Annotated in this window: 13 protein-coding genes and 1 pseudogene; 6 read left to right on the plus strand and 8 right to left on the minus strand. The window is 55.0% G+C overall.

Annotation, left to right across the window (positions count from 1 at the left end):
- Positions 1-435: 435 nt before the first annotated feature.
- Positions 436-1,164, minus strand: coding sequence for a 1-(5-phosphoribosyl)-5-[(5-phosphoribosylamino)methylideneamino]imidazole-4-carboxamide isomerase (gene hisA, locus CEE69_RS10410; protein WP_099260599.1), 729 nt, complete (start codon positions 1,162-1,164; stop codon positions 436-438).
- Positions 1,165-1,298: 134 nt separating this feature from the next.
- On the opposite strand from hisA, the gene CEE69_RS10415 reads away from it, so the two are divergent.
- The 5 genes from CEE69_RS10415 to CEE69_RS10435 all read left to right on the plus strand — a co-directional run bounded on the left by CEE69_RS10415 (position 1,299) and on the right by CEE69_RS10435 (position 7,480).
- The gene (locus CEE69_RS10415; protein ID WP_099260600.1) at positions 1,299-2,867 is read left to right on the plus strand and encodes a cryptochrome/photolyase family protein; all 1,569 of its coding nucleotides are present in this window, start codon (positions 1,299-1,301) and stop codon (positions 2,865-2,867) included.
- Between the two features lie 162 nt (positions 2,868-3,029).
- Positions 3,030-4,085: a type II secretion system F family protein gene (locus CEE69_RS10420; RefSeq protein ID WP_099260601.1), complete on the plus strand. Its 1,056-nt coding sequence runs from the start codon at positions 3,030-3,032 to the stop codon at positions 4,083-4,085.
- 52 nt (positions 4,086-4,137) lie between these two features.
- Positions 4,138-5,412 carry a GspE/PulE family protein gene (locus CEE69_RS10425; RefSeq protein WP_233215113.1) on the plus strand — a complete coding sequence of 425 codons (1,275 nt, stop codon included), beginning with the start codon at positions 4,138-4,140 and terminating at the stop codon, positions 5,410-5,412.
- 131 nt (positions 5,413-5,543) lie between these two features.
- On the plus strand, positions 5,544-5,993 hold the full coding sequence (locus tag CEE69_RS10430) for a hypothetical protein (RefSeq protein ID WP_099260740.1): 450 nt from the start codon (positions 5,544-5,546) through the stop codon (positions 5,991-5,993).
- Positions 5,993-7,480 carry a PQQ-binding-like beta-propeller repeat protein gene (locus tag CEE69_RS10435; RefSeq protein WP_233215114.1) on the plus strand — a complete coding sequence of 496 codons (1,488 nt, stop codon included), beginning with the start codon at positions 5,993-5,995 and terminating at the stop codon, positions 7,478-7,480. The genes CEE69_RS10430 and CEE69_RS10435 overlap by 1 nt, the downstream gene beginning before the upstream one ends.
- Here CEE69_RS10435 and CEE69_RS31965 read toward each other — a convergent pair.
- The 5 genes from CEE69_RS31965 to CEE69_RS10455 form a co-directional block, all read right to left on the minus strand.
- Positions 7,394-8,143, minus strand: coding sequence for a PEP-CTERM sorting domain-containing protein (locus CEE69_RS31965; RefSeq protein WP_158230989.1), 750 nt, complete (start codon positions 8,141-8,143; stop codon positions 7,394-7,396). The genes CEE69_RS10435 and CEE69_RS31965 overlap by 87 nt on opposite strands.
- On the minus strand, positions 8,124-10,328 hold the full coding sequence (locus CEE69_RS10440) for a DUF1559 domain-containing protein (protein ID WP_099260603.1): 2,205 nt from the start codon (positions 10,326-10,328) through the stop codon (positions 8,124-8,126). The genes CEE69_RS31965 and CEE69_RS10440 overlap by 20 nt, the downstream gene beginning before the upstream one ends.
- The gene (locus CEE69_RS10445; protein ID WP_099260604.1) at positions 10,321-11,508 is read right to left on the minus strand and encodes a DUF1573 domain-containing protein; all 1,188 of its coding nucleotides are present in this window, start codon (positions 11,506-11,508) and stop codon (positions 10,321-10,323) included. Before CEE69_RS10445 ends, CEE69_RS10440 begins: the two co-directional genes overlap by 8 nt.
- A gap of 211 nt (positions 11,509-11,719) precedes the next feature.
- Positions 11,720-12,991 (minus strand): DUF1559 family PulG-like putative transporter, encoded by a 1,272-nt coding sequence (locus tag CEE69_RS10450; RefSeq protein ID WP_099260605.1) that lies wholly within the window; start codon positions 12,989-12,991, stop codon positions 11,720-11,722.
- Between the two features lie 901 nt (positions 12,992-13,892).
- Positions 13,893-15,062, minus strand: coding sequence for a DUF1559 family PulG-like putative transporter (locus tag CEE69_RS10455; protein WP_099260606.1), 1,170 nt, complete (start codon positions 15,060-15,062; stop codon positions 13,893-13,895).
- A gap of 279 nt (positions 15,063-15,341) precedes the next feature.
- Between CEE69_RS10455 and CEE69_RS10460 the strand changes: the two genes are divergently transcribed.
- The gene (locus CEE69_RS10460; protein WP_099260607.1) at positions 15,342-16,289 is read left to right on the plus strand and encodes a DUF6263 family protein; all 948 of its coding nucleotides are present in this window, start codon (positions 15,342-15,344) and stop codon (positions 16,287-16,289) included.
- 170 nt (positions 16,290-16,459) lie between these two features.
- Here CEE69_RS10460 and CEE69_RS10465 read toward each other — a convergent pair.
- A pseudogene (locus tag CEE69_RS10465) lies at positions 16,460-19,162 on the minus strand (ABC transporter permease); the annotation flags it as partial.
- Positions 19,146-20,063, minus strand: coding sequence for an ABC transporter ATP-binding protein (locus tag CEE69_RS10470; RefSeq protein ID WP_099260609.1), 918 nt, complete (start codon positions 20,061-20,063; stop codon positions 19,146-19,148). The gene CEE69_RS10470 and the pseudogene CEE69_RS10465, both read right to left, overlap by 17 nt.
- Positions 20,064-20,118 lie beyond the last annotated feature (55 nt).

The following is a 20,118-nucleotide window of genomic DNA, read 5'->3' on the forward strand; positions in this document are numbered from 1 at the left end:
CTACAGGTTGATCGCCATCCACGTAGGCCGTGACGTAGCAACGCGCAGACAAGGCTCCCATGCGTGTCACCTCTCCCGACGAAGGAGGTCGTGCAATTTTGAAGTGCCGTGCTCGCAAGGTTGAAATCACCCTCCTGAACGCAGTTGGGGAGGGTCGGAATGCGAGCGTTCAGCGAGAATTCCGGGGAGGGTAGTGCGCGCCATATCCCATGCTCGGCCCTCACCCTCGCGTACGCCTGAACGGCGTCGCTCGACCTCTCCCCAAACTTCGTTTCGGGAGAGGTACGCCGTGTGTAAATCCGCCGAAAAGCGGCACTTCAAAACCGCACGACCTCCGAAGTTGGGAGAGGTCGGATGCGAGCGTTCAGCAATGCATCCGGGTGAGGGCGTAAGCGTGACCCTCGCCAAACAACACTGACCGCCGTATCACGCCGATCAAACGTCACCAGCCAATCGCACGACCTCACCCAGCTCCATCACTCCATCATAGAGTGACCGGCCGACAATCGCGGCGGGCATCTTCATCTCGACCAGTTGCTTGATGTCGTCGTAGGTCGTCACACCACCGCTGGCGACCAAAGGGATGTCGCTCGCGGCGGCCATCTCAGCCAACCCTTCAAAGTTGGGCCCTTGCATCATGCCGTCTTTCGCGATGTCGGTGTAAACAATCGCGGCAATGTTCTCCGTTCGCGATCGCAACTTCGTCGCAAACTCAAACGCAGAAACATCGCTCGTCTCGAGCCAGCCTTGCGTCGCAACCTTGCCATCTCGAGCATCAATTCCGGCGACCAATTTGCCTGGAAATTGGTCACACATTCCAACGAACCAGTCCGGGTCTTTCAGCGCCCGCGAACCGACGACCAACCGAGTGACACCAACCTTCAGCAACGACTCGATCGTTTCTTCATCACGCACGCCGCCGCCCATTTGGCAGGGCAGCCCAGTCGCTTCGATGATCCGCTTAACCGCATTTCGGTTCGCATCGGGGCTATCGCCTCGAGCAGCATCCAAATCGACCAAGTGCAATCGCTTGGCACCAGATTCCTGCCATCGCTTCGCGAATTCGACGGGGTCATCACCGAACGTGGTTTGCTGGTCGTAATCCCCTTGGCGAAGACGAACCGGTTTTCCGTGACGCAAATCGATGGCGGGCCAAATTTCCATGCGTGGTTCGTTTCCAGGTGTCTGCGAGGACAAAAGTTGCGGGTTTGGGGCAGGGTAGGGCAGGGCAGGGTTGCGTCGGCGCTACCGTGAATACGCGTGAGGATAATTCGAGACCGCCGTTTGCTGGACCCGTCATGACAAAAATTCGCCATCTCGTGCTCGTCTTGGGTGATCAACTCAACCACGATTCCGAGGCCTTCGACGATTTTGATCCCGAAACCGATCGTGTTTGGATGGCGGAAAACGACGAAGAAGCCACCCATGTTTGGTGCCATCAAACTCGCCTGGTCGGATTTTTCAGTCCGATGCGGCACTTTCGCGAGGAGTTGATCCAGCGAGGATTCGATGTTCTCTACCACGAACTGACCGGCGATCGACGAAAGGCTCGCGAAAGTTCATTTGCCAGCGTTCTGCGGAGAACGCTCTCGGCACACTCGGTCGAAAAGATCTTGGTCGTTGCTCCGGGTGACTACCGAGTTCGCGAACAACTCAAATCCACCGCCGAGCAGGAAGACGTGCCACTTGAGTTTCTCGCCGACAATCATTTCTACTGCTCGCCCGACCAATTTGACGAATGGGCATCGGGTCGCAAATCGATGGTGATGGAACAGTTCTATCGAGCGATGCGAAAGGAGCACAGCATCCTGCTCGACGAAGAAGGTGCCCCGGAAGGCGGTCAATGGAACTTCGACCAAGACAATCGCAAGACATTCGGCAAAGGCGGCCCGAAAGAAGTTCCGCCGACGCCCTCATTTGAACCTGACGCGATCACACGCGAAGTGATCGCGATGGTGAGAGATCGATTCGAAGACCATCCCGGCAAAGTCGATCGGTTCGATCTGCCCGTTTGCCGCGACCAGGCGTTGGAATCGCTCGATGATTTCATTGAACATCGATTGCCGTTGTTCGGCACCTACCAAGACGCGATGTGGGAGGGCGAAACCTTTCTCTATCATTCACGATTGTCTCATTCAATTAACTTGCACCTGCTGTCGCCGAAAGAGGTCGTCGATGCAGCAGTGAAGGCTTACAAAAATGGTGACGCACCGCTGAACTGCGTCGAAGGATTTGTCCGACAGATCCTTGGGTGGCGAGAGTACGTCCGCGGAGTCTATTGGAACCGAATGCCAGACTACGAAGAACGCAACGCTCTTCACTGCGACTCGGAACAAGATGTTCCGCCGTTCTTCTGGGACGGCAACACCGACATGGCCTGCGTCTCCGACGCGATGCGTTTGCTGGTCGACACGGCCTACGCGCACCATATCCAGCGACTGATGGTGCTTGGATTGTTTGCTCAACTTTTTGGCACACACCCGTTGCGATTCCATCACTGGCACATGGCGATGTATGCCGATGCGATCGATTGGGTCAGCCTTCCCAATGCACTTGGCATGAGCCAGTACGGTGACGGAGGCTTGATGGCGACCAAGCCCTACTGCGCCACTGGCAAATACATCAACCGCATGAGCAACCACTGCAAGAATTGCCGCTACGATCCCGCGAAATCAACCGGGGACGACGCCTGCCCATTCACGACTCTGTATTGGGACTTTCTCGATCGTCACAAACAGCAGTTTCAAAACAACAATCGCATGACGCTGCAACTGAAGAACATTGAACGAAAAGACTCCTCTGAATGGACGGCCATCCGTTCGCGTGCAAGGAAGATCCGCAGTGGAGCGATCAAATTGCAGCAGTAGCGTCAAAGCGTCAACGGAATGCGAAGAAAATCATGGAAGCCCGCATTAGCTTCATTCATTCTTCACCGCACACTCACACCGGATTGACGGGAAGAAAAGATGCAACCGCTATCCTGAGGCGGAAATTCAACCTTCCCGCCGAACATATTCAGGACGCCCCGAGTGTTAAGCAATCGCATCGAAAACCAATCGCTTAGCACCTTGTGCGAGCGCGTCGGTGTGGCCTTCGAAGTTGGTCTCGATCCCCATCGAGTCTTCGAGCGCGAAGCCAAACATGCGAGCACACTGTATGGACGCCGAATGCAATCTGTCGCCGACCAAGTTCGCGAAGGATCGGCTTTGTCCGATGCGGTGAAATCTCAGGGCAATTACTTCCCCCCGCATTTTGCCGAGATGTTGGAAGGCGGTGAACGATCCGGAAAGCTGGACAGAGTGTTGGAAAGATTGGCGGAGTACTATCAGCAACTCGCCGACTTTCGCGGGATCTTCTTCAACTCCATTCTCTGGCCGCTGGTTCAGTTGATTCTGGCAGTCGTGGTCGTGGGGCTTTTGATTTACCTGCCCGCCGTCTTGCTGCCGGATGCGGAAACCAGCCGGACGGATCTTCTTGGAATCGGTCTCACTGGTGAACGTGGGGTACTGATCTATATCAGCATTGTCCTCACCACCTTGATTGTCGTCGCGACGATCACTGTCCTGATCAAGAACGGATACTTTGCTTTCCTCTCCAACTGGGCGGCTCATCTCCCATGGATCGGACGCAACCTCCGAGTTTTCGCGGAGGCCCGCTTCGTCCAAACGTTGGCACTTACGATCGAATCGGGAGTGGACGCTGCCTCAGCCGTGGACCTTGCCTTCCGTTGTGCTGGAACGAAGCAATTCCAATCAAAAGCGAGTCAATCCAAACAAGCCATTTTACAAGGGCACGACCTCCATTCCACGCTCGCGGATAGCCATCTGTTTCAAGAAGAAACGATCGAAGTCGTGGAACTTGGAGAAGCCAGCGGAAGGCTTGCCGAAACTCTGGACAAGCACTTCCGCCATCTCAAGTCGCAGGTCAAGAGTTCAATGGCCAAGTTGACCTATGCGGCATCCGCCGCGATTTGGGTAGCGATTGCGATCGTTCTCGTCCTGATCATCTTCCGAGTATTTTCTCTCTACGTCGACGGGATGGGAGAGCGGGCAACAGATGTCATTCAAGGTCCATCCGGATTCTAACAACGCCCGCATTTCAATCGAATCCGAACTCTCCTCACGCAAGCCAGCTCACGTGATCCAATCGCTCCAGAACATCCTTTCCCCAAACAAGAATGGAAAGCTGCCTCAAGATCATTCCTTGGATGAACAAGTGGCGGCCTCCGCTCAACGCTTGAATAACTTTCGTCCCGAGACGGCTTCTTATGCCACAGAAGTGGTGGAAGAGCTACTCAGGTTTGCCGATCAAGCAGGCACAAGCGACATGCACCTGCAGCCCGTCGTCAATGGAATCGATGTTCGGTTCCGCGACAACGGCCTGCTTCAACCCTTGGCGACTGTCGTTGATGGCAGCAAGGTATCGATCGTCACTCGGCTCAAAGTGCTTTCGAATCTACTGACCTACCAAAATGATGTTCCGCAAGAAGGACGCGTTGCCGTTCCCGGTGAAGCAGCTGAGGTTCGCGTGAGCACGTTTCCAACGCTGCACGGCGAGCGCGCGGTGTTGCGGTTCTTTGGGCAAGGCTCGCGTCTTCAAAAGCTTGCTGACTTGGGACATACCGAACAAGTTCTGGGACACATCAACGACACGTTGGCTGAAACCAGTGGAGCAATCCTGGTTACCGGCCCGGCAGGAAGCGGAAAATCCACCACGCTCTACGCCAGCTTGCGTCAACTCGTCCAAGCCTCCGGTGGTTGCCGTAGTCTGCTGTCGATTGAAGACCCAATCGAAGTCCCGATCCCCGGAGTGGCGCAATCCCAGGTCAATGCGGCGGCGGGTTTCGATCTGCACACGGGACTGAGGTCGCTGTTGAGACAGGACCCCGAGGTCATTGTCATTGGCGAAATCCGAGACCGTCTGACAGCTGAGATTGCGATCCAAGCGTGCCTGACAGGACAACTCATGTTGACCACCTTCCACGCGGACAGCGCGGCAACCGCGATCAGCCGTTTGCTCGACATGGGAATCGAACCCTACCTGCTGAGAAGTGGCCTGCTCGGGATCGTCAGCCAAAGGCTATTGCGAGCTCTGTGTGAATGCTCCGAGCCCTCCGATGATCCGAGTCAATTCTGCGGGCTACCCATTGGCAATTGCCGCGTGGCAGTCGGCTGCGACTTGTGCCATCAAACCGGTTACCAAGGACGATTGCTCGCCAGCGAATTCCTTTCCCTGAAAGACTCCGAATCGGTGGACCAACTTCTCAGCACGCGAGACAGTCGACAAATCTATCGCTGGGCGGTTGAACGAGGAATGACATCTCTCTGGGAACGAGCCACCGACATGGTTCGACAAGGATTGACCAGCCCGTCCGAAGTACGACGAGTTCTGGGCATGACAATGCGTATCTAAATGTCGCATCACAAAATTGCTTGAAAGCGGCGAGTCACGAACGACCTCCTTTCACTCAGCCAATCGCCCAACTCAGCGTGCAGTCGTGCATATCGCTCACCCACCCAGCATTCACTGACATCCACCAAGCCATGCCACTCCAGGAAAATGATTTTGATGCCGTCAGTTTGAAACCGGTCACTTCGCGCCCCAACGACTCAGACGCCAAACCGGCGATTGATAGTCAGCCGCCAACTCCAAACGCTCGTAATCTCTACAACGAATCCGCTGGCATTTACCCTCTTCAACGCGAGTACCCAACGCTTCGTGCAACACAAAGAATTTTTCGCGTTTTGGCCTACGCAACCGTTGCCTTGGTGATCCCTGGTCTGCTCATTCGATTTCTCTGGATCGTGTGGTCCACTCAAGACGGCATTCTCAACGAGGTGGGACAATTCAGCCTGTACGCGGTGGCAAGCTTGTTCGGGATGGTCGCGTTGGTTGGCACACTCCTGACCGCCTCGGAAGGGATCGAACTCGCAATTGACGTCCAAGACAACACACTCCGCATTGCCAACCAGTCAGGACGTCGAAAGCCGTGATGAAACGACGGCACGAAAGTTCAACCATCAACATGAAACGCATCTATCTTCAAAGCACAATCCTGCTCGCGCTTGCCTCGGCAGGGTGCTCGCCTGCAGCACCCGAGCCAACCTTCGACGTTCCCTTGGAAGAACCCACTCGAGCGGACCGCCCAAGCAAAATGATTGTTGCCGACTATCAGCAATCGGTGAGGCGTGATGATCTCGAAACACAGACGGACTGGCCGTTTCTATTTGGCCCGCATCGAACCGGTGCGACGCAAGCGTCCATCCCTGCGGTTTGGACCGAACAGGGTCCCGTACTTCGATGGGACGTGGAAGTTGGCACCGGATATGGATCTCCTGTGACCGCCGAAGACCGCGTCGTCTTTTCCCATCGCGTCGATGACCTGGAGTGGATTCAGTGTCATGATGCCCAGGATGGAGCGGTCCGATGGAAACACTCACTCGAGACTGACGCCAAATGCGACTTTGAATACAGCGATGGCCCCTACAGCACTCCGTTAATCGACCTTGAGCGTCGCGCCGTCTATCACTTCAGCGGTTCAGGGACGCTGATCTCTTTGGACTTCGACACTGGCGAAGAAGTCTGGCGCCGCGATCTTCACGGCAAACTTCAGGTGGAACCGGAATTGTTCCCATCCGGAGCGACACCGCTGCTGCACGGGGAACACTTGATCCTTTCCTTGGGCGGAGCCAACAACGACGCGGGAATCATTGCCATCCATGTCCGAGACGGTGAAACCATTTGGTCGTGCACAGATCATAAAGCCGCCTACACCACGCCCGTGGTGGCTCAACTATTCGGGCAAGAATTCGCCTTTGTCATGACAGCCGAAGGCTTGGTTTGCCTCGATCCCGCCAACGGAGAAATTGACTGGGAGATCCCCCATCGAAGCCGTGCCCCCATGAGCTACAACTCGGTCTCGCCGCTGGTTTGGAACGACCATGTTTTGATGGTCACCGGCCCCGGACCGGGCGCGGTGTGCCTCCAAATCCTGCCGAATCGTTCCTACGAAGAACGCTGGAAAAACCGACGACTCCTCGACAGCCAATACACCAACCTTCTGCTCTCCGATGGCCATGTCTTTGGGTTCACGTCCGCGGGGCAGGGCGGTGCCGAACTGCGCTGCATCGAATTTGCCACGGGTGAACTGAAATGGAAGTACCACAGCGTTCTGCGTCGCGCTCAGGGACTGATCGCGGGCGATGCAATGTTCTTTCTCGGAGAACGCGGTCACTTGGCCTCACTGCAACGCAGCGTCGAAGAACCGCGAGTGCTCTCGTTCACCCAACAACCACTCATGAAGGCCGAATGCTACTGCTCGCCAGCCATTCTAAAGAACGGCATCGTGCTTAAAGACGAAGACCGAATAGCGGTCTTTGATCTTGGGCGTCAATCAGGAAAGCCTATACAACGCACGAAACCAACTACGCAACCGAGTCCCCATCCCAACGAGAGCAACCGCCAACATCGCGACCAATGAACCCGGTTCAGGGACGGCGGAGGCACTGAACGTAACGTTGTCAAACTGGTGCGCCCTCGCTGTGGGCCCCTGACTCCAGCTCAAACTAGTTAAGTTCGAAAAATCCACTCCAATTGCATCAAAATCGATCGTCAGACCACTCCTCGTCGATGCATCAAAGGACACCGTTTCATAAGTCACATCCTCATTTGAATCAACTTTCGATCCTGTAAACGTTACGAACGTAGTCTGGTCTGCGCTAGAGCTAGTAGAAAACCCGATCAGTGTAATGGATCGCATGTCAAACGTTGGCCCCAAATTCGGGTCGTCCAACTCGAGAGTAAATGTTTTGGCTCCTGCTTCGGAACCGAGTGACGTCGAGTTCGTATCGTTTTGCCCCGACCAATAAAAGCTGTTGTTGCCGTTCTGAGCGTAGAGAAATACTCCTTCCGATATACTGAACTTCATTCCGTCAATCGTGTAGGAAGAAAGTCCGTTCTCAACGTCGCTGCCAGCCACATCGAAATAACCGACGTCGTTGAAAGTTACCGTCCTAGTAACGATCCCTGCATCGAGGCCCGCACTGGATGCGATGATGCCTGCGATGAATATAACAGCGGAGAAGCCTCCCCTCATCATGTCGACATTGCGGTTGCCCATCAAATCAACCATCTTCATAATCATCACCTGGTGCATTCACTTGAGTACGCTTTCGAGCCACAACCTGCTCGAGATCTGTGCTTTCCGCCAAACCTAGTTGTCGATTGATCGTTCGGATCGTTGCGAGCGGACTGCCGGGGTCCTGCGACTGCCATTCCTTCACACGGGCCTGCACATGCAAGCGATCCAACGATTCCGGCATCACTTCCAAGGACTGCTCGTACCAGTACCCCGCTCGGTCACGGGTCCCTTGACGATAGATTCCTGCTGGCAATCCTTCCGACAGTTCCCACCACATGTCGCCTAGTGCCAAGAAGTCCTCGGCATCGTTGGCACCTTCCAGATCTCGCTTGGCAACTCGGGAAAGTTTTTCACTTGTTCCGTTGATGACCAACGGCAACCCCATTGCCCAATCGCCTTTCAGAAAGCAATAAAACCGACCGAGAGCTGATGCCAATTCCGCGTCATCCGGATTCTTTCGGTACTCGGCCACCTTCTCAGCGGCTTGCTCGTATTGCTTGTTCGCAGAAGACAGCTGTGTCTGAAGGATCCGGACAAGTTTTTCAGCGGACACTTCACGTTTGCCACCTCGGACATTGGCTCGCCGAAACCCTCGACGCTCTTCCTCCACTCGTGGCAAAGCGGAAGCGATCCGGCCAACTCCTTCAAAATCGTTTCGCTTCAAACCTTCTTGAATTGCGACCAGCGCTCGGCGGACAAATGCCATCTGACTTGCAGTGTCCTCGTCGACATCATTTCGACGCGAAAAATCCAATAGGCCATCTCGATTCACCTGATAAAGATCGACCTCAAAGGTGGACGCGTGTTGATCCAAGACCGCTTGAAAAAGCATGAAGTCGCCGCTGTCGATCGCCAGATCAATCGCAGCGTTCTGCAGGGCGTAGGCACCTGCGGCGTCATCTGACATCACCAATGATTTCTTCAGAAAATCGTTGCTCAGCTCCGCCTGCGTCTGATTCTGTTTCGCTCGAACTAACTGTTCCCCAAACAACTGCTCGATCCGTCGATTGGACGTGGCTAAGTCAGGAGATGGTGGGACCGGCAAACGATTCTCACCCCAACTCTCTGCCTCAGCCTCCGTATTCACGACGACCTTGGATGCTTCAACTCGGCCAGAAACCTTCGCTTCCACCTTCGTCTCGCTGCGGGATGGTTTATGTGCAGTAAGCAATCCATCGGGCTCTTTGTGGATTACTCCCGCCCGCTGCCCATCACCTGACTCATACGTGAACGCGTTGATCCACTGTGTCGTAGACACCGAATTGGCAACATACGAAGGCCAGCCATTCGCCCAAGCAACCAACGTACCTCCCGATCGCAAATCACCGAGCGATCCTTTCAAAGCAGCTAAATCCGCCGGTTCGAAGTCGACCGGACGAGTCCATTCGACTGCTAGATCATCATTGACCTCCACAAGCATCAACGTATTCTCAAGCCCATCCTCAATATTGCGATCGCGGGGATAACGGTTGTCCCCGAACATGAAGTTGCGATGAGCCGGCAACATCCAATTCGTCTTGCTGTCAAATCGCTCGGGAGAAATCAACTCATCAGGAATGAACTCGATCAGCTCTTTGTTTGGGGAACGATTCCATGGCATATTGAGATCGAACTTCTCAAATAGATCTTGGTGCCCGAGATAAGGCAAAATCAGAACTCTCCAAGACAATGTCTTGATCCCAGCCTTCGCTTGCGCCGACGGCGGGTAGTGTCCTTTGTCTTCTTTGTATGCCATCAGGGCTTCGGTCAATCGATTGAGATTCTCGACAGCCTTTGCATGACGTCCTGGTTCACCCAACGAATTTGTGGGTTTTCGATCAGCGATTGGCTTCCAGTCTCCGATTGTTTCTTCCGGACTGTTTGTATCACTGTCTTTGGCTGCCTTCTGCACCGCCGATGTTGTGGCGGCGTTCGCCGTCTCCTCTACCCCAGCTTTGACATCGACCACCTTTGATGCGATTGCCGTGCTGACTGGCTGAGTTTGTGCCTTCGCGGACTCTTCCTTTTCGTCCGAACTTTTCGGACGAGCACGCTGCGCAGCGCGCATCATCAATTCTTCTTTGCTGGGACCACAGCCCCCGCAGCATAACAATTGGCATCCCAACACGAGCGACACCATCTTCCCGACGATGCTGCGAAGACCAATTGTTCGCAAGACGATTCCGCTTCCTAAAGTGCTATCACTCATCGTTTGCAACCACCGCACCGATCAAAGGAAACCAATTCGAAAAGTCGTCGTTTTCGGGATCACCGATTTGGACGTAACCTCGCTTCTGATCCAAATTGAATATGGTGGATGGGATCCCTTTGGGAATACGAATGGTCAGTCGATAGTCGCCAGAACGACTGGTAGGTTCAATGGATACATCGAGTGATTTTGGACTGACGTCCAGAACGCTGAGGGCACGCTCTTCGTCGAAATGCTTGCGAACAATCAGATAAAACTCGTGCTCTCGGTCGTTCCCAAGTGTTCCCAGCTCAAGTCCATCTCGCGAATGAAGCATGGGTGAGTGAAAACTAATGGGAGCGTGCACGCGTCCAGTTAGCTCGACACTTTTTTCGATCACATCTGACTCACCATTGACCAGCAAATCCAGCTTCACTTCGCCTTGAAAACGGCCCGGCTTCTGAGCTCGACACCGGAGTTTGACTTGGTTGATGACGGTCGGCTGCTGTTCTGACAAAGACGGCTGTGAGTCGGAAGGAACGACACTTGATTCCCAATCAAATCCGACCAAATCGGACTCGGCACTGACGACTGCGATATCGTCGTGCTGTTGGCTGTAGATCAAAAGAGTCGACTCAACGACTTCACCCGCATCACCGGAGTGGAAAACACCCTTGGCAGGCACAAAGAGCTCGGTTTTGACCACGCCGGAAACCGTTAGATCGATCACTTCTCGCGTTGGGTCGTTGGTAATGACCCGCGCGGCCTGTTCATATTGTTCGGATTTCTGACCTGTGTTCCACGTCAGTGTGACACTCGTTTTTTCGCCCGGTGCGAGTGTTCCTTTCTGTGCACTTCCAACAGTGCATTTGCAGGTCGTCTCTGCAACGTCAATCGTCAGTGGTCCCGCCCCACGATTCCAAATCTCGAATGCGTGCGAAGCGGTTGTATGCGGATCGACCAGCCCGAAGTCGTACCGGGTAGATGGCAAAACCGCTTGCGGCAATCCAAACGCCTGGGCTTCTTTTCGCAGTGCCTCTTCGCGTTTGATCAACGAAACCTTCTTCTCGTAATCAGCGCGTTCGGCTTTGGAGACTCCAAACGGAGCGTACGTCACAATGGTCGCCAATCCCGTTGAAAGGCCGCCAAGGACAGACGCCAGCAGGATCCCCACAAGCAAAAACTTTCCTGTGATGCTCATCACACTCTATTCTTCAAAGAAAAGGAGAACCAACGAAAATGGAAGCCAAAGCTCGCCATCTTTGTCCGCAAACATTCCTGAACTCGCGCTCATTCGGGGGCATGCTTTGCGTAAAACGGCCACGGCATCCATTGAAAGATGCCGTGGCTTGAATGGATGAAACCCGCAATGGTTCCAACTTACGAATCGGATTGCTCAAACCCGAAATGGATCACTCAAAGTTGCCTTTGAAGTAGCCATCGTTGATGAAGATACCGGCGAAGAATTTGTCGCGTGGCATTTCCAATGCGTCGTCGGAATACCCAACGCCGGAGATTTCGGCTTCGGTCAAACCGGTGACGGGGAAACCAGGATTCAAGAATCCGTCGGCGTTGCTGTCGGCGAAGACTTCAACGTGACCGTCGCCCATCAGAATGTTGCAGCTACCAGCGTGAACGGCGTACCAGTCACGGGTGTCTTGCAAGTAGACACCGTTGCCGCCAGGGCCGGTTGGAGCAGCACATCCAGCTGTGGTGGGTTCGCCTCGCTCACAGCTGATCTGCGCCAGCAAAGTTTCATTGCTGCCGATCAAGTCCAAGTTTCCAGCACCAGCATTCCAGTAGGCAGGTCCGTCGTTGAACGCTTCGGTCAACAACGATCCGCTGGCGATGTACTCGACAGCTTCGGTTTGATTCAGGGCAGTTCCCCAGACGCCGGTTCCATCGAAACCGAGAGTTGCAGCGAGAATCGCTTCGTCGACATCACCAGGTGCTGCACAGCCGATGAAGCCAACGTTGCTGCTGCTGATACGGCTTCGCTCCAAGTCGGCGACGCTCATTGGACCAGTCGATCCACCCAAACCTTTAAACCCACCGCCGGACCAAGTGGTCAATTCGCCAGTGCTTGGATCAGCTTCGGTCTTGACCATACCACGGACCAAGTGCCAAGAAGCGGCGTAGTTGGTGTTGTAACCGTTAGTAAGGAAGTAGCGAGCGATCAGCTCTGCTCGTGGAGCAGTCAAAGGATCCGTTCCCGCAAATTCAGCTAACGCACCGCCACCGGGAGTGCCTTGCCAATCGGCTTTTCCACAGATACCGGCACTCAAACGTGCCAAAGGAGCAGCGTCTTTGTTGTCGGTTGTGTCCGATCCGTACAAGTCATTCAGTTTTTCCGAGCCCTTCAATGGGTTCGAAGGGTCCAACGACTCGTTCATGTTGCCGTCGCCAACGTTGACGAGGTCAGCAACCCAACCGTATTCGTCCATGCAACCATCGCGACGGAAGTCCGACGCTCCGCTGCAGAATGAACCAGATGGAGCACGGTTGCTGTACTTGAACAGGCCGATGCCGATGTTCTTCAAGTTGGCTTGGCACTGGGCTGCACGGGCAGCTTCGCGAGCCTTGGTGATGGCTGGCAACAACAACGCTGCCAACAGAGCGATGATCGCGATGACGACCAACAACTCAATCAGGGTGAAACCTGATTTTCGAAATTGTGACTTCATTATCTTTCCTGAGAATTCAGTGGTCAAAACCCGTACAGCTTCGACCTTGTGTTAAAATGGGAGGTGGCGAGTTTGGTGGCGTTTGACCGTTAAAAGCCGGTGTTTGTTACAGCAAACCTCAGCTGGTCGGGCGTCACCGACTCCTTCTTCTGCGGAACGAAACCTGGCGGAGAAACTCTCTTCCAAACTTCAATTCCATGGCGTGATTGCTATCACGCCCGATCGTCTTCTCTCAATTGCCGCAGCATGAGCCGTGGCCTAGGGCGAACCTCCTTTCGGTCGACAAGTTTCCGATTGTCCCCAGCCCCCTTGAACCGATGCGGTGGCTGACGTGACATTCATTTGGGTGGTGTTTTACAAGAAGCCAACAGCACCAACAGGCTTCACAACTTGCATTCACAAATCTTTCACAATCCCTACTCGCTAGCTTCGCAATCAAGCCAACGAGTTCTTGCCGATTTCGAGTGGAACATCAGCTATATGCGTTGGAATCGGCACCAAACGGCAGCTCGCTTCCACCCGAGCTTCTTCATCAAGACTTCATGCTCACCGCTTCATCGGTTTACAAAAGTCTGCTTGCAAGAAGCAGGTACGCAGGAATGACAGGGTTCAACCCGTGAGCCGCTTGGACGTCAACCCGGCTGTGCGCTGGAACCGGGGCTGACGTCAAGCGGCTTGCATCCCCGAAGACACTTGCAACCTGCTTAGAACCTCAGCCGTTCTGGCGTTGGCGGGCCGCTGAGCAACTCAGCCGCACGGCATTCGCCGCGGTGATTGATGCCACAAAACCGCTAGTGAGGTTTCACCCGACCAACTTGGCCTGCCCGACTGTTGCATCAACAACAACTCGCCCCGAGAGACAGAGCCTCGATTTCAGTTCACAAACGTTGATCGCTTGCTACTAAAGCTCTTCGCCCTTGCTATTGAGCGAGTAGTAGCTTGCCAGTTCGAGGTCCCCCGCTTCGACTTCACCATCGGTCCAGAAATTGGCGTCCTTTGGAAACCCGTTGTTGATGAAGCCATCTCCGTTTGCGTCATAGAGACCTCGCACACTTCCGTCCGCCATCAAGACGTGACAAACGCCACTGTGATGACTCGACATCCCGCGATAGTCCTGACGAGTGTCATAGTTCCAGATCCGCAACCACCCCGACGCCCCTTCACGTGGCGTGCTAGCCGCGATTACCGGCTCCTCCAGATAATTCGGGTCGGTTTCCTTGTGCAGGATGGGCTCCCCGACAATCGGAGTCACAAACGGAGTTCCTGACGTCAATTCGCCGACGTTGCTAGAAAGCTGCCCAATTGGCGACGCGTCACAAAGAAGTGGAACCGTGCTGCTGGGTGCCTTCGCGGTATCCAGCAAGCGAGTTGTCAATGGACCTCGCGTGACGTTGAGCGACTTCAGATCGTTGTCCGTGCAACTGGAATCCTTCGGCTTGGGCTGACCATTCTCGTCTAAGATCACGTCGCTGCGGACCAGGAACCACGATGCCGCGTAATTGGTGTTGTAGCCGTCTTCCAGCATCTTCCGTTCGATGAACTCGACACGATCGGCTGGCGTGGCCTCAATCAAACGAGCCACATTCTTGATGACCGTGCCCATTTCATTGGTGTACTCCTCGTTTCCGAGCTGGTTGACGCAGTCGTTGCTTGCCCAATCCGATTCGTTGTCTGTGAGCAGGTGCTCGATCGCACTGCTGGCCTGAGCCGAAGTGCTGGTGCATCGCATTTCACTCACCAAAACACCACGTCGAACGAGATCAGCCACCCAACCCACTTCGGTTGGGACGCCGTCACGACGAAAGTCAAACGCACCTGAACAAAACTCGCCGTTGGGCGCGTTCACTGTACGTCCGGTCAGACCGACACCGAATTGCTTCAGATTGTTCTGGCACTGAGCGGCTCGCGCGGCTTCTCGAGCTTTCGAAACAGCGGGAAGCAACAAAGCCGCCAACACGCCAATGATCGAAATCACGACCAACATTTCAATCAATGTGAACGCGGCGTTGTCTCGCGACATTAGCGAATGCGCTCGCGAGGTTTGAATCCGGTGGTGACGGTTGATGAACATGCAATGAGGGCCGTAGCAGGGGATAAGACAAGAACCCGAAGAGGTATTCTTGCGCACCCACACTTTCCGCATGGCCCATCCGGGCTTCAATGTCAAAACGGAACCCGCGGAAAAACCTTCATGAAAACAACACGTTCTTCTTCATCACAATTTCACTGGCACGAGAACCCATCCACTTCGGTTGCGCAACATTCCACTGGCGAAGAAATTCAGCATTTGGTATCGGCGATTCCTGCTGGTCCCTTCCTACCGAACAATCTCTGCCTGGAGCCCACCACGATGTTGCTGCGAATCCCTTCCACGTCCCGTCGTCTTGCCTTGATCGGACTGGCCTGCCTGGGAACACAAAGCGTTCTGGTCCCCCGCTCGGTCGGACTCGCAAAGGAGCAATCGGTGCTCGAACAGCCCGAAGATGCTTCCGGCGGAACCTACACGCTCAAACACTCGCTTCAGCCTGGGCAAACGCTGCGATACGAAGTCACTCACATCGCGAAAACGAAGACTCGGATCAACGGTTCCGAAGAAATCGCGAATGTCCACACGACCAGCAGTCGAGCTTGGACCGTCGCCGAAGCCAGCGACGCTGAAATGACCTTCGATCACTCGATCGAATCCGTTGCCATGACGCAGCAAAATGGCGATGCCGAAGAAGTCCGCTGGGACAGCACCACCGGAGACGAGCCACCCAAAATCTTCAGCGTGGTGGCCTCGCAAATCGGAACTCCATTGGCCACGGTGACGATCAATCAACAAGGCCAAGAGGTTCGCCGCGAAGATCATGCGGGTTCCAAGTCGTCGTTGGGAATGGGCACGCTCGCGTTGGCACTGCCTGACAAGCCGATCAAAATCGGTGAGTCATGGGCCGTCCCATCCGAGATCCAAGCGCGCACCGAAGACGGATTCGTCAAGCAAATCAAAATCCGACAACTGTTCACGCTGAAGAAGGTCAAAGCCGGCGTGGCGACCCTGAGCGTCAAAAGTGAAACGCTGACTCCGATCGAGGAAGAATCCTTGCGTGCCCAAGTCGTACAGCAACTTAGCAATGGAACGCTTCGCTTCGACGTCGACAACGGTTACTTGCTCAGCAAAGAACTGAACTGGGATGAATCTGTCGTCGGCTTCCAAGGACCTGGAAGCATGATGGAATACCGAGCCAAGATGTCCGAGACGCTGCTGCCCGAAGACAGCCCCACGTCGGTCGCATCGAAGAAGAAGAACCAACGCTGATCGCCGCCGCCAGTCTCGGCAGACTCCTCTCCCCCGTAGGCCAGGTCCTACCTGGCGGGATGATTGGACCGTACTCGTTTGAACTCGAGAACCAAATTGTGACTCGCCTCGCTTTGTGCCAAAGCATCGGCTCGAGTGCCAGGTAAAACCTGGCCTACGTTGCTTCGCTGCGGCTCACGCAAGCGATCCGCCATTTGACGAAGCTCGTCGATCAACAGCTCTTGCTCTCGATAAAACACGGGAGCTCGAGGCGGTGATGTGACTTCTTGGTGACCGAGCGAGTTTTCGCCGTTGCGACGGTCCTTCAACAACTCACCCCAAAGCAGCCGTTGCTCGGTCAGCTCAGGATCGTCCCACTCGGGCAATCCGCTCTCAAGCTGATTCAGCGTACTGCGAACCGCGACATCGAGCTTCCGCTCGAAACGCTTCTGCTCGATCCCCAGCCGATACAACGGGTCGGACAACGGAGCCTCCAAGAACGACTTCTCGTTTCCCAGCTCATCATCGAACCGGCCACTCCACTCTCCCGTCTGAAAACGTTGCCATTCGGCGATCAGACATCGTTGGCGACTCTCACGACGCAGGTCCTCGCTGGCCAGTTGATCGACCACTCGAATGAAGGTTTCGCGATCCAACTGATGCTCTTCGCCCTGCGGGAGAGCCTGACCAGTGAACAGGTTTTGATCGTAGGCGATCTGCCTCAAACCAGCGATCACGATCCACTCATTGGATTCCGCATTGTTGAGCAGTTCAACCAACGCGCCAAACTTCGGTGCCTGCTCCCGAGACAGCCTTGACCACTTCGCAGCCACCTCCAAAGCTTTGCGACGCAACGGTTGCCACTCAAAATTTTGCGGAGCCACATTGCGGTAAGGTCTATTCCAAATGGCTTGCCCCAGACCCAAGATTGGGTCGCGAACGCACAACTGGTACAGCTCCGTTTGCGAGACGAACTCACCCATCATCGTGTCAGACTTCAATTCCGTGTCCAATCGGAATGTCAGATCACGCATTTGTTCCGCTCGGTTCAAGTGGACCGCCTCGACCGCCGCCAAACCAGACTGATGAAAGCTCGGATCCAAACGGATAGTGAATTGCATCTTGCCTGCGTCTGCGGTGCCCACATTTGGAAATTCCGTTTGCAGCATGATCTTCTTCATGCCTTCGTCGAACCGATCGAGGGAATACACATCCGCATTCAAATCGATGTTCCGAGTCCCTGGCAACACACCGATCGTGGACTCGATGACTTCAGGCGTAACCGGTTCCTGAACGATCGCCAGCATCTCGTTTCGCCACGCAGGCATTTCCGGCGGCGTCGTCCACCAGCGATGCACGAAGAGACACAGGCACATCACTCCCAAGGCCAGCAGGCAATACGCCAGCCCTCGTCCCCACACAGCAGCCGAAGATACACCTTCCATCACAAAAGGCGTCAAACGCCGAGTTGCGAACAGCAACACGCCTGCGGCCAGCCACAGCAGGCTAGTGTAACCTCCGTAGAACGCGAGCAGCCCAAACGCGGGCAGCATCCAAAGCAGAGCCACCACAGGTGCGCCGAAGAACGCCAGCGATGGACGGCGGCCCCATTGCCCCGTCAAAACACCGATCAAGAACAAGAGGGTCTGGACGACCACGCTGAACGCAAAGGCTTGCCACAAAGTTCCAGTTCCGTAATGCATCCCGAGATACAAATCGAGGCCAGAAACAAACGGAAACACCAGTATCAGAAACAATGATGCCGAGGCGGTTGGGATCAATCGAGTCAACCAAATCAGGTTGGGTGACCACCCACGGTCGGCGAAGAACCCTTGCCGCATTCCACGTCGGTCCCCATGGAACGTGGCGACTCCCAACATCAATTGAGCGGCCGGCCATCCGAGAACAACCAATGGCCCTCTGAAGCCAGGCTGATCCTCGATGAAAGCGACAGCCACCGTGACCAACGCAAACAAGATCGCAGCACCAATTATGAAACGAGTCTGCCGAACCTGTTGCCAAAGCAATGCACGAAACGGACGCGGTTTGGCATGCCAAGCCACTTGCACCACGCTTGGTTGCCAAGCCGAAGCCGAAGCCGGAGCGGCTGCCGGAACCTGCCAGCGATGATCACTTGCGCCCGCCAACCGGTGCTGAGCCAAACCGGACATCACCGCCCCCAGTGCGGTGAGGTAGGCAACAGCCGAGCCGAACATGACAACACGCTGTTCGCTGGTCGCTTCCACGAACGTGACACCGTTATAAACATGCGTGCCGGCCAATCCAGCGACCGTGTAGTTCCACAACAAAGTTAGTCCCACAATCAATGGGATCACCAACATCACCGAACCGACCGGATTGCGAACAATCAATGCAGCGATCCAGCCACAGATCAGCAAGCCAACCCCGTAGATCATCAGTTCAACAACCGATTCCGAACCTGAGATCCGTCCGATCTCACCCCAGTCCCACTCGCCCCGCAACACCACCCAAGAAAGCACAAAGCAGGCCGAAGCAACCAAGACCGCCAGTGCCCAGGCGGCGAACCCAACCAACAACTTGGACAACAACACTTGCGACCATGTCACCGGCAACGTCCGCAACCAATCCAGGGTTCGTTCTTCGTTCTCCGTGCCCAGAGAGATCGGCGGAATTCCGAGTGCCACCAAGTTCGGCAACAACACCCACAACACGGAAAGTGTCATCAGGCTCGGATCCGAGGCCGGATCGATCGCGGCACGAAGGACCGCCAGGAAGAACAACGCCGCCGTGCCGATGACACCCGCCAACAACAGCGGCTGCAGCATCCGAAGGTCTTTCCAAACCAAATGCTGAAATGCTGATCGTGGACGCGAAACGGCTGGATAAACAAAAGCATCAAGCGAAGTGGCCATCGTTCACCTCCTGACGACGATCAAAAACCGAGGGTTCATCCCGAATGGGTTGACCGCAAACCGCAATGAAGACTTCTTCCAGCGTTGGCACACTGACATGGAATTGGCGTACACCGTCATCGGGTCCCCACTGCAGCTCCCCAGCATCGTTCCAATCTGTGATCACCCAACGTCTTTGGCGACCATTGCTCGTTTCACTCAACACACGCCCCGGCAAATCAGGAGACTCGACGTGAGCGTCATCCATCGTCGCCGTCACGATTCGAGTGTGCAGCTTCAAGTCGTTCATCGACTGAACCAATTTCACTTGGCCGCCATGGATCATCGCCACCATGTCAGCGACTCGTTCGACCTCGTTGATGTGGTGACTCGATAGCAACACCGTTCGACCAGCGGCGGCACGGTCGACCATCGATTCCAAGAACTGACGACGGACCATCGGATCCAACCCACTGGTCGGTTCATCCAAGATCAACAGTTCCGGGTCGTGAGCGGTCGCGAGAGCCAATGCCACTTTGGCTCGTTGACCCTTGCTCATCGATTTGATCTTCGTCGCCGGTGGCACCTGAAACTCTTCGATCAAGTCTCGATACCGGGAGATGAAACCTTCGTCGTAAAACGCACTGACGAACCATCCAATCTCCGGGGGTGTCATCCACTCATACAGAGCCGGCGAGTCAGACACATATCCGATTTTTCGCCTGATCTCCTCGGAGTTCTGACCACAGTCATGCCCCAAGATCGACGCGTTGCCGGAATCCGGCTTTTGAAAACCGGTCAAGATTCGAATCAATGTTGTCTTGCCCGCACCGTTCTCACCTAGCAAAGCGAAAACAGTCCCCGCCGGAACGCGCAAACTGACGTTGTCCAAAGCGACGGTGTTGCGAAACCGCTTGCTCACTCGGTCGACTTGAATGATGCCCCCAGGTTCAACGTTCGGCCGTCCTTGGTGCGAA

Source organism: Rhodopirellula bahusiensis (genome assembly GCF_002727185.1).
Lineage (GTDB): Bacteria > Planctomycetota > Planctomycetia > Pirellulales > Pirellulaceae > Rhodopirellula > Rhodopirellula bahusiensis.

Bases quoted from the DNA above. Each gene is read 5' to 3' on its own strand.
- CEE69_RS10450 (WP_099260605.1), bottom strand. From the start codon at position 12,991: ATGAAGTCACAATTTCGAAAATCAGGTTTCACCCTGATTGAGTTGTTG.
- CEE69_RS10415 (WP_099260600.1), top strand. From the start codon at position 1,299: ATGACAAAAATTCGCCATCTCGTGCTCGTCTTGGGTGATCAACTCAAC.
- CEE69_RS10435 (WP_233215114.1), top strand. From the start codon at position 5,993: ATGAAACGACGGCACGAAAGTTCAACCATCAACATGAAACGCATCTAT.
- CEE69_RS10445 (WP_099260604.1), bottom strand. From the start codon at position 11,508: ATGAGCATCACAGGAAAGTTTTTGCTTGTGGGGATCCTGCTGGCGTCT.
- CEE69_RS31965 (WP_158230989.1), bottom strand. From the start codon at position 8,143: ATGATTATGAAGATGGTTGATTTGATGGGCAACCGCAATGTCGACATG.
- CEE69_RS10455 (WP_099260606.1), bottom strand. From the start codon at position 15,062: ATGTTCATCAACCGTCACCACCGGATTCAAACCTCGCGAGCGCATTCG.
- CEE69_RS10440 (WP_099260603.1), bottom strand. From the start codon at position 10,328: ATGAGTGATAGCACTTTAGGAAGCGGAATCGTCTTGCGAACAATTGGT.
- hisA (WP_099260599.1), bottom strand. From the start codon at position 1,164: ATGGAAATTTGGCCCGCCATCGATTTGCGTCACGGAAAACCGGTTCGT.
- CEE69_RS10430 (WP_099260740.1), top strand. From the start codon at position 5,544: ATGCCACTCCAGGAAAATGATTTTGATGCCGTCAGTTTGAAACCGGTC.
- CEE69_RS10460 (WP_099260607.1), top strand. From the start codon at position 15,342: ATGTTGCTGCGAATCCCTTCCACGTCCCGTCGTCTTGCCTTGATCGGA.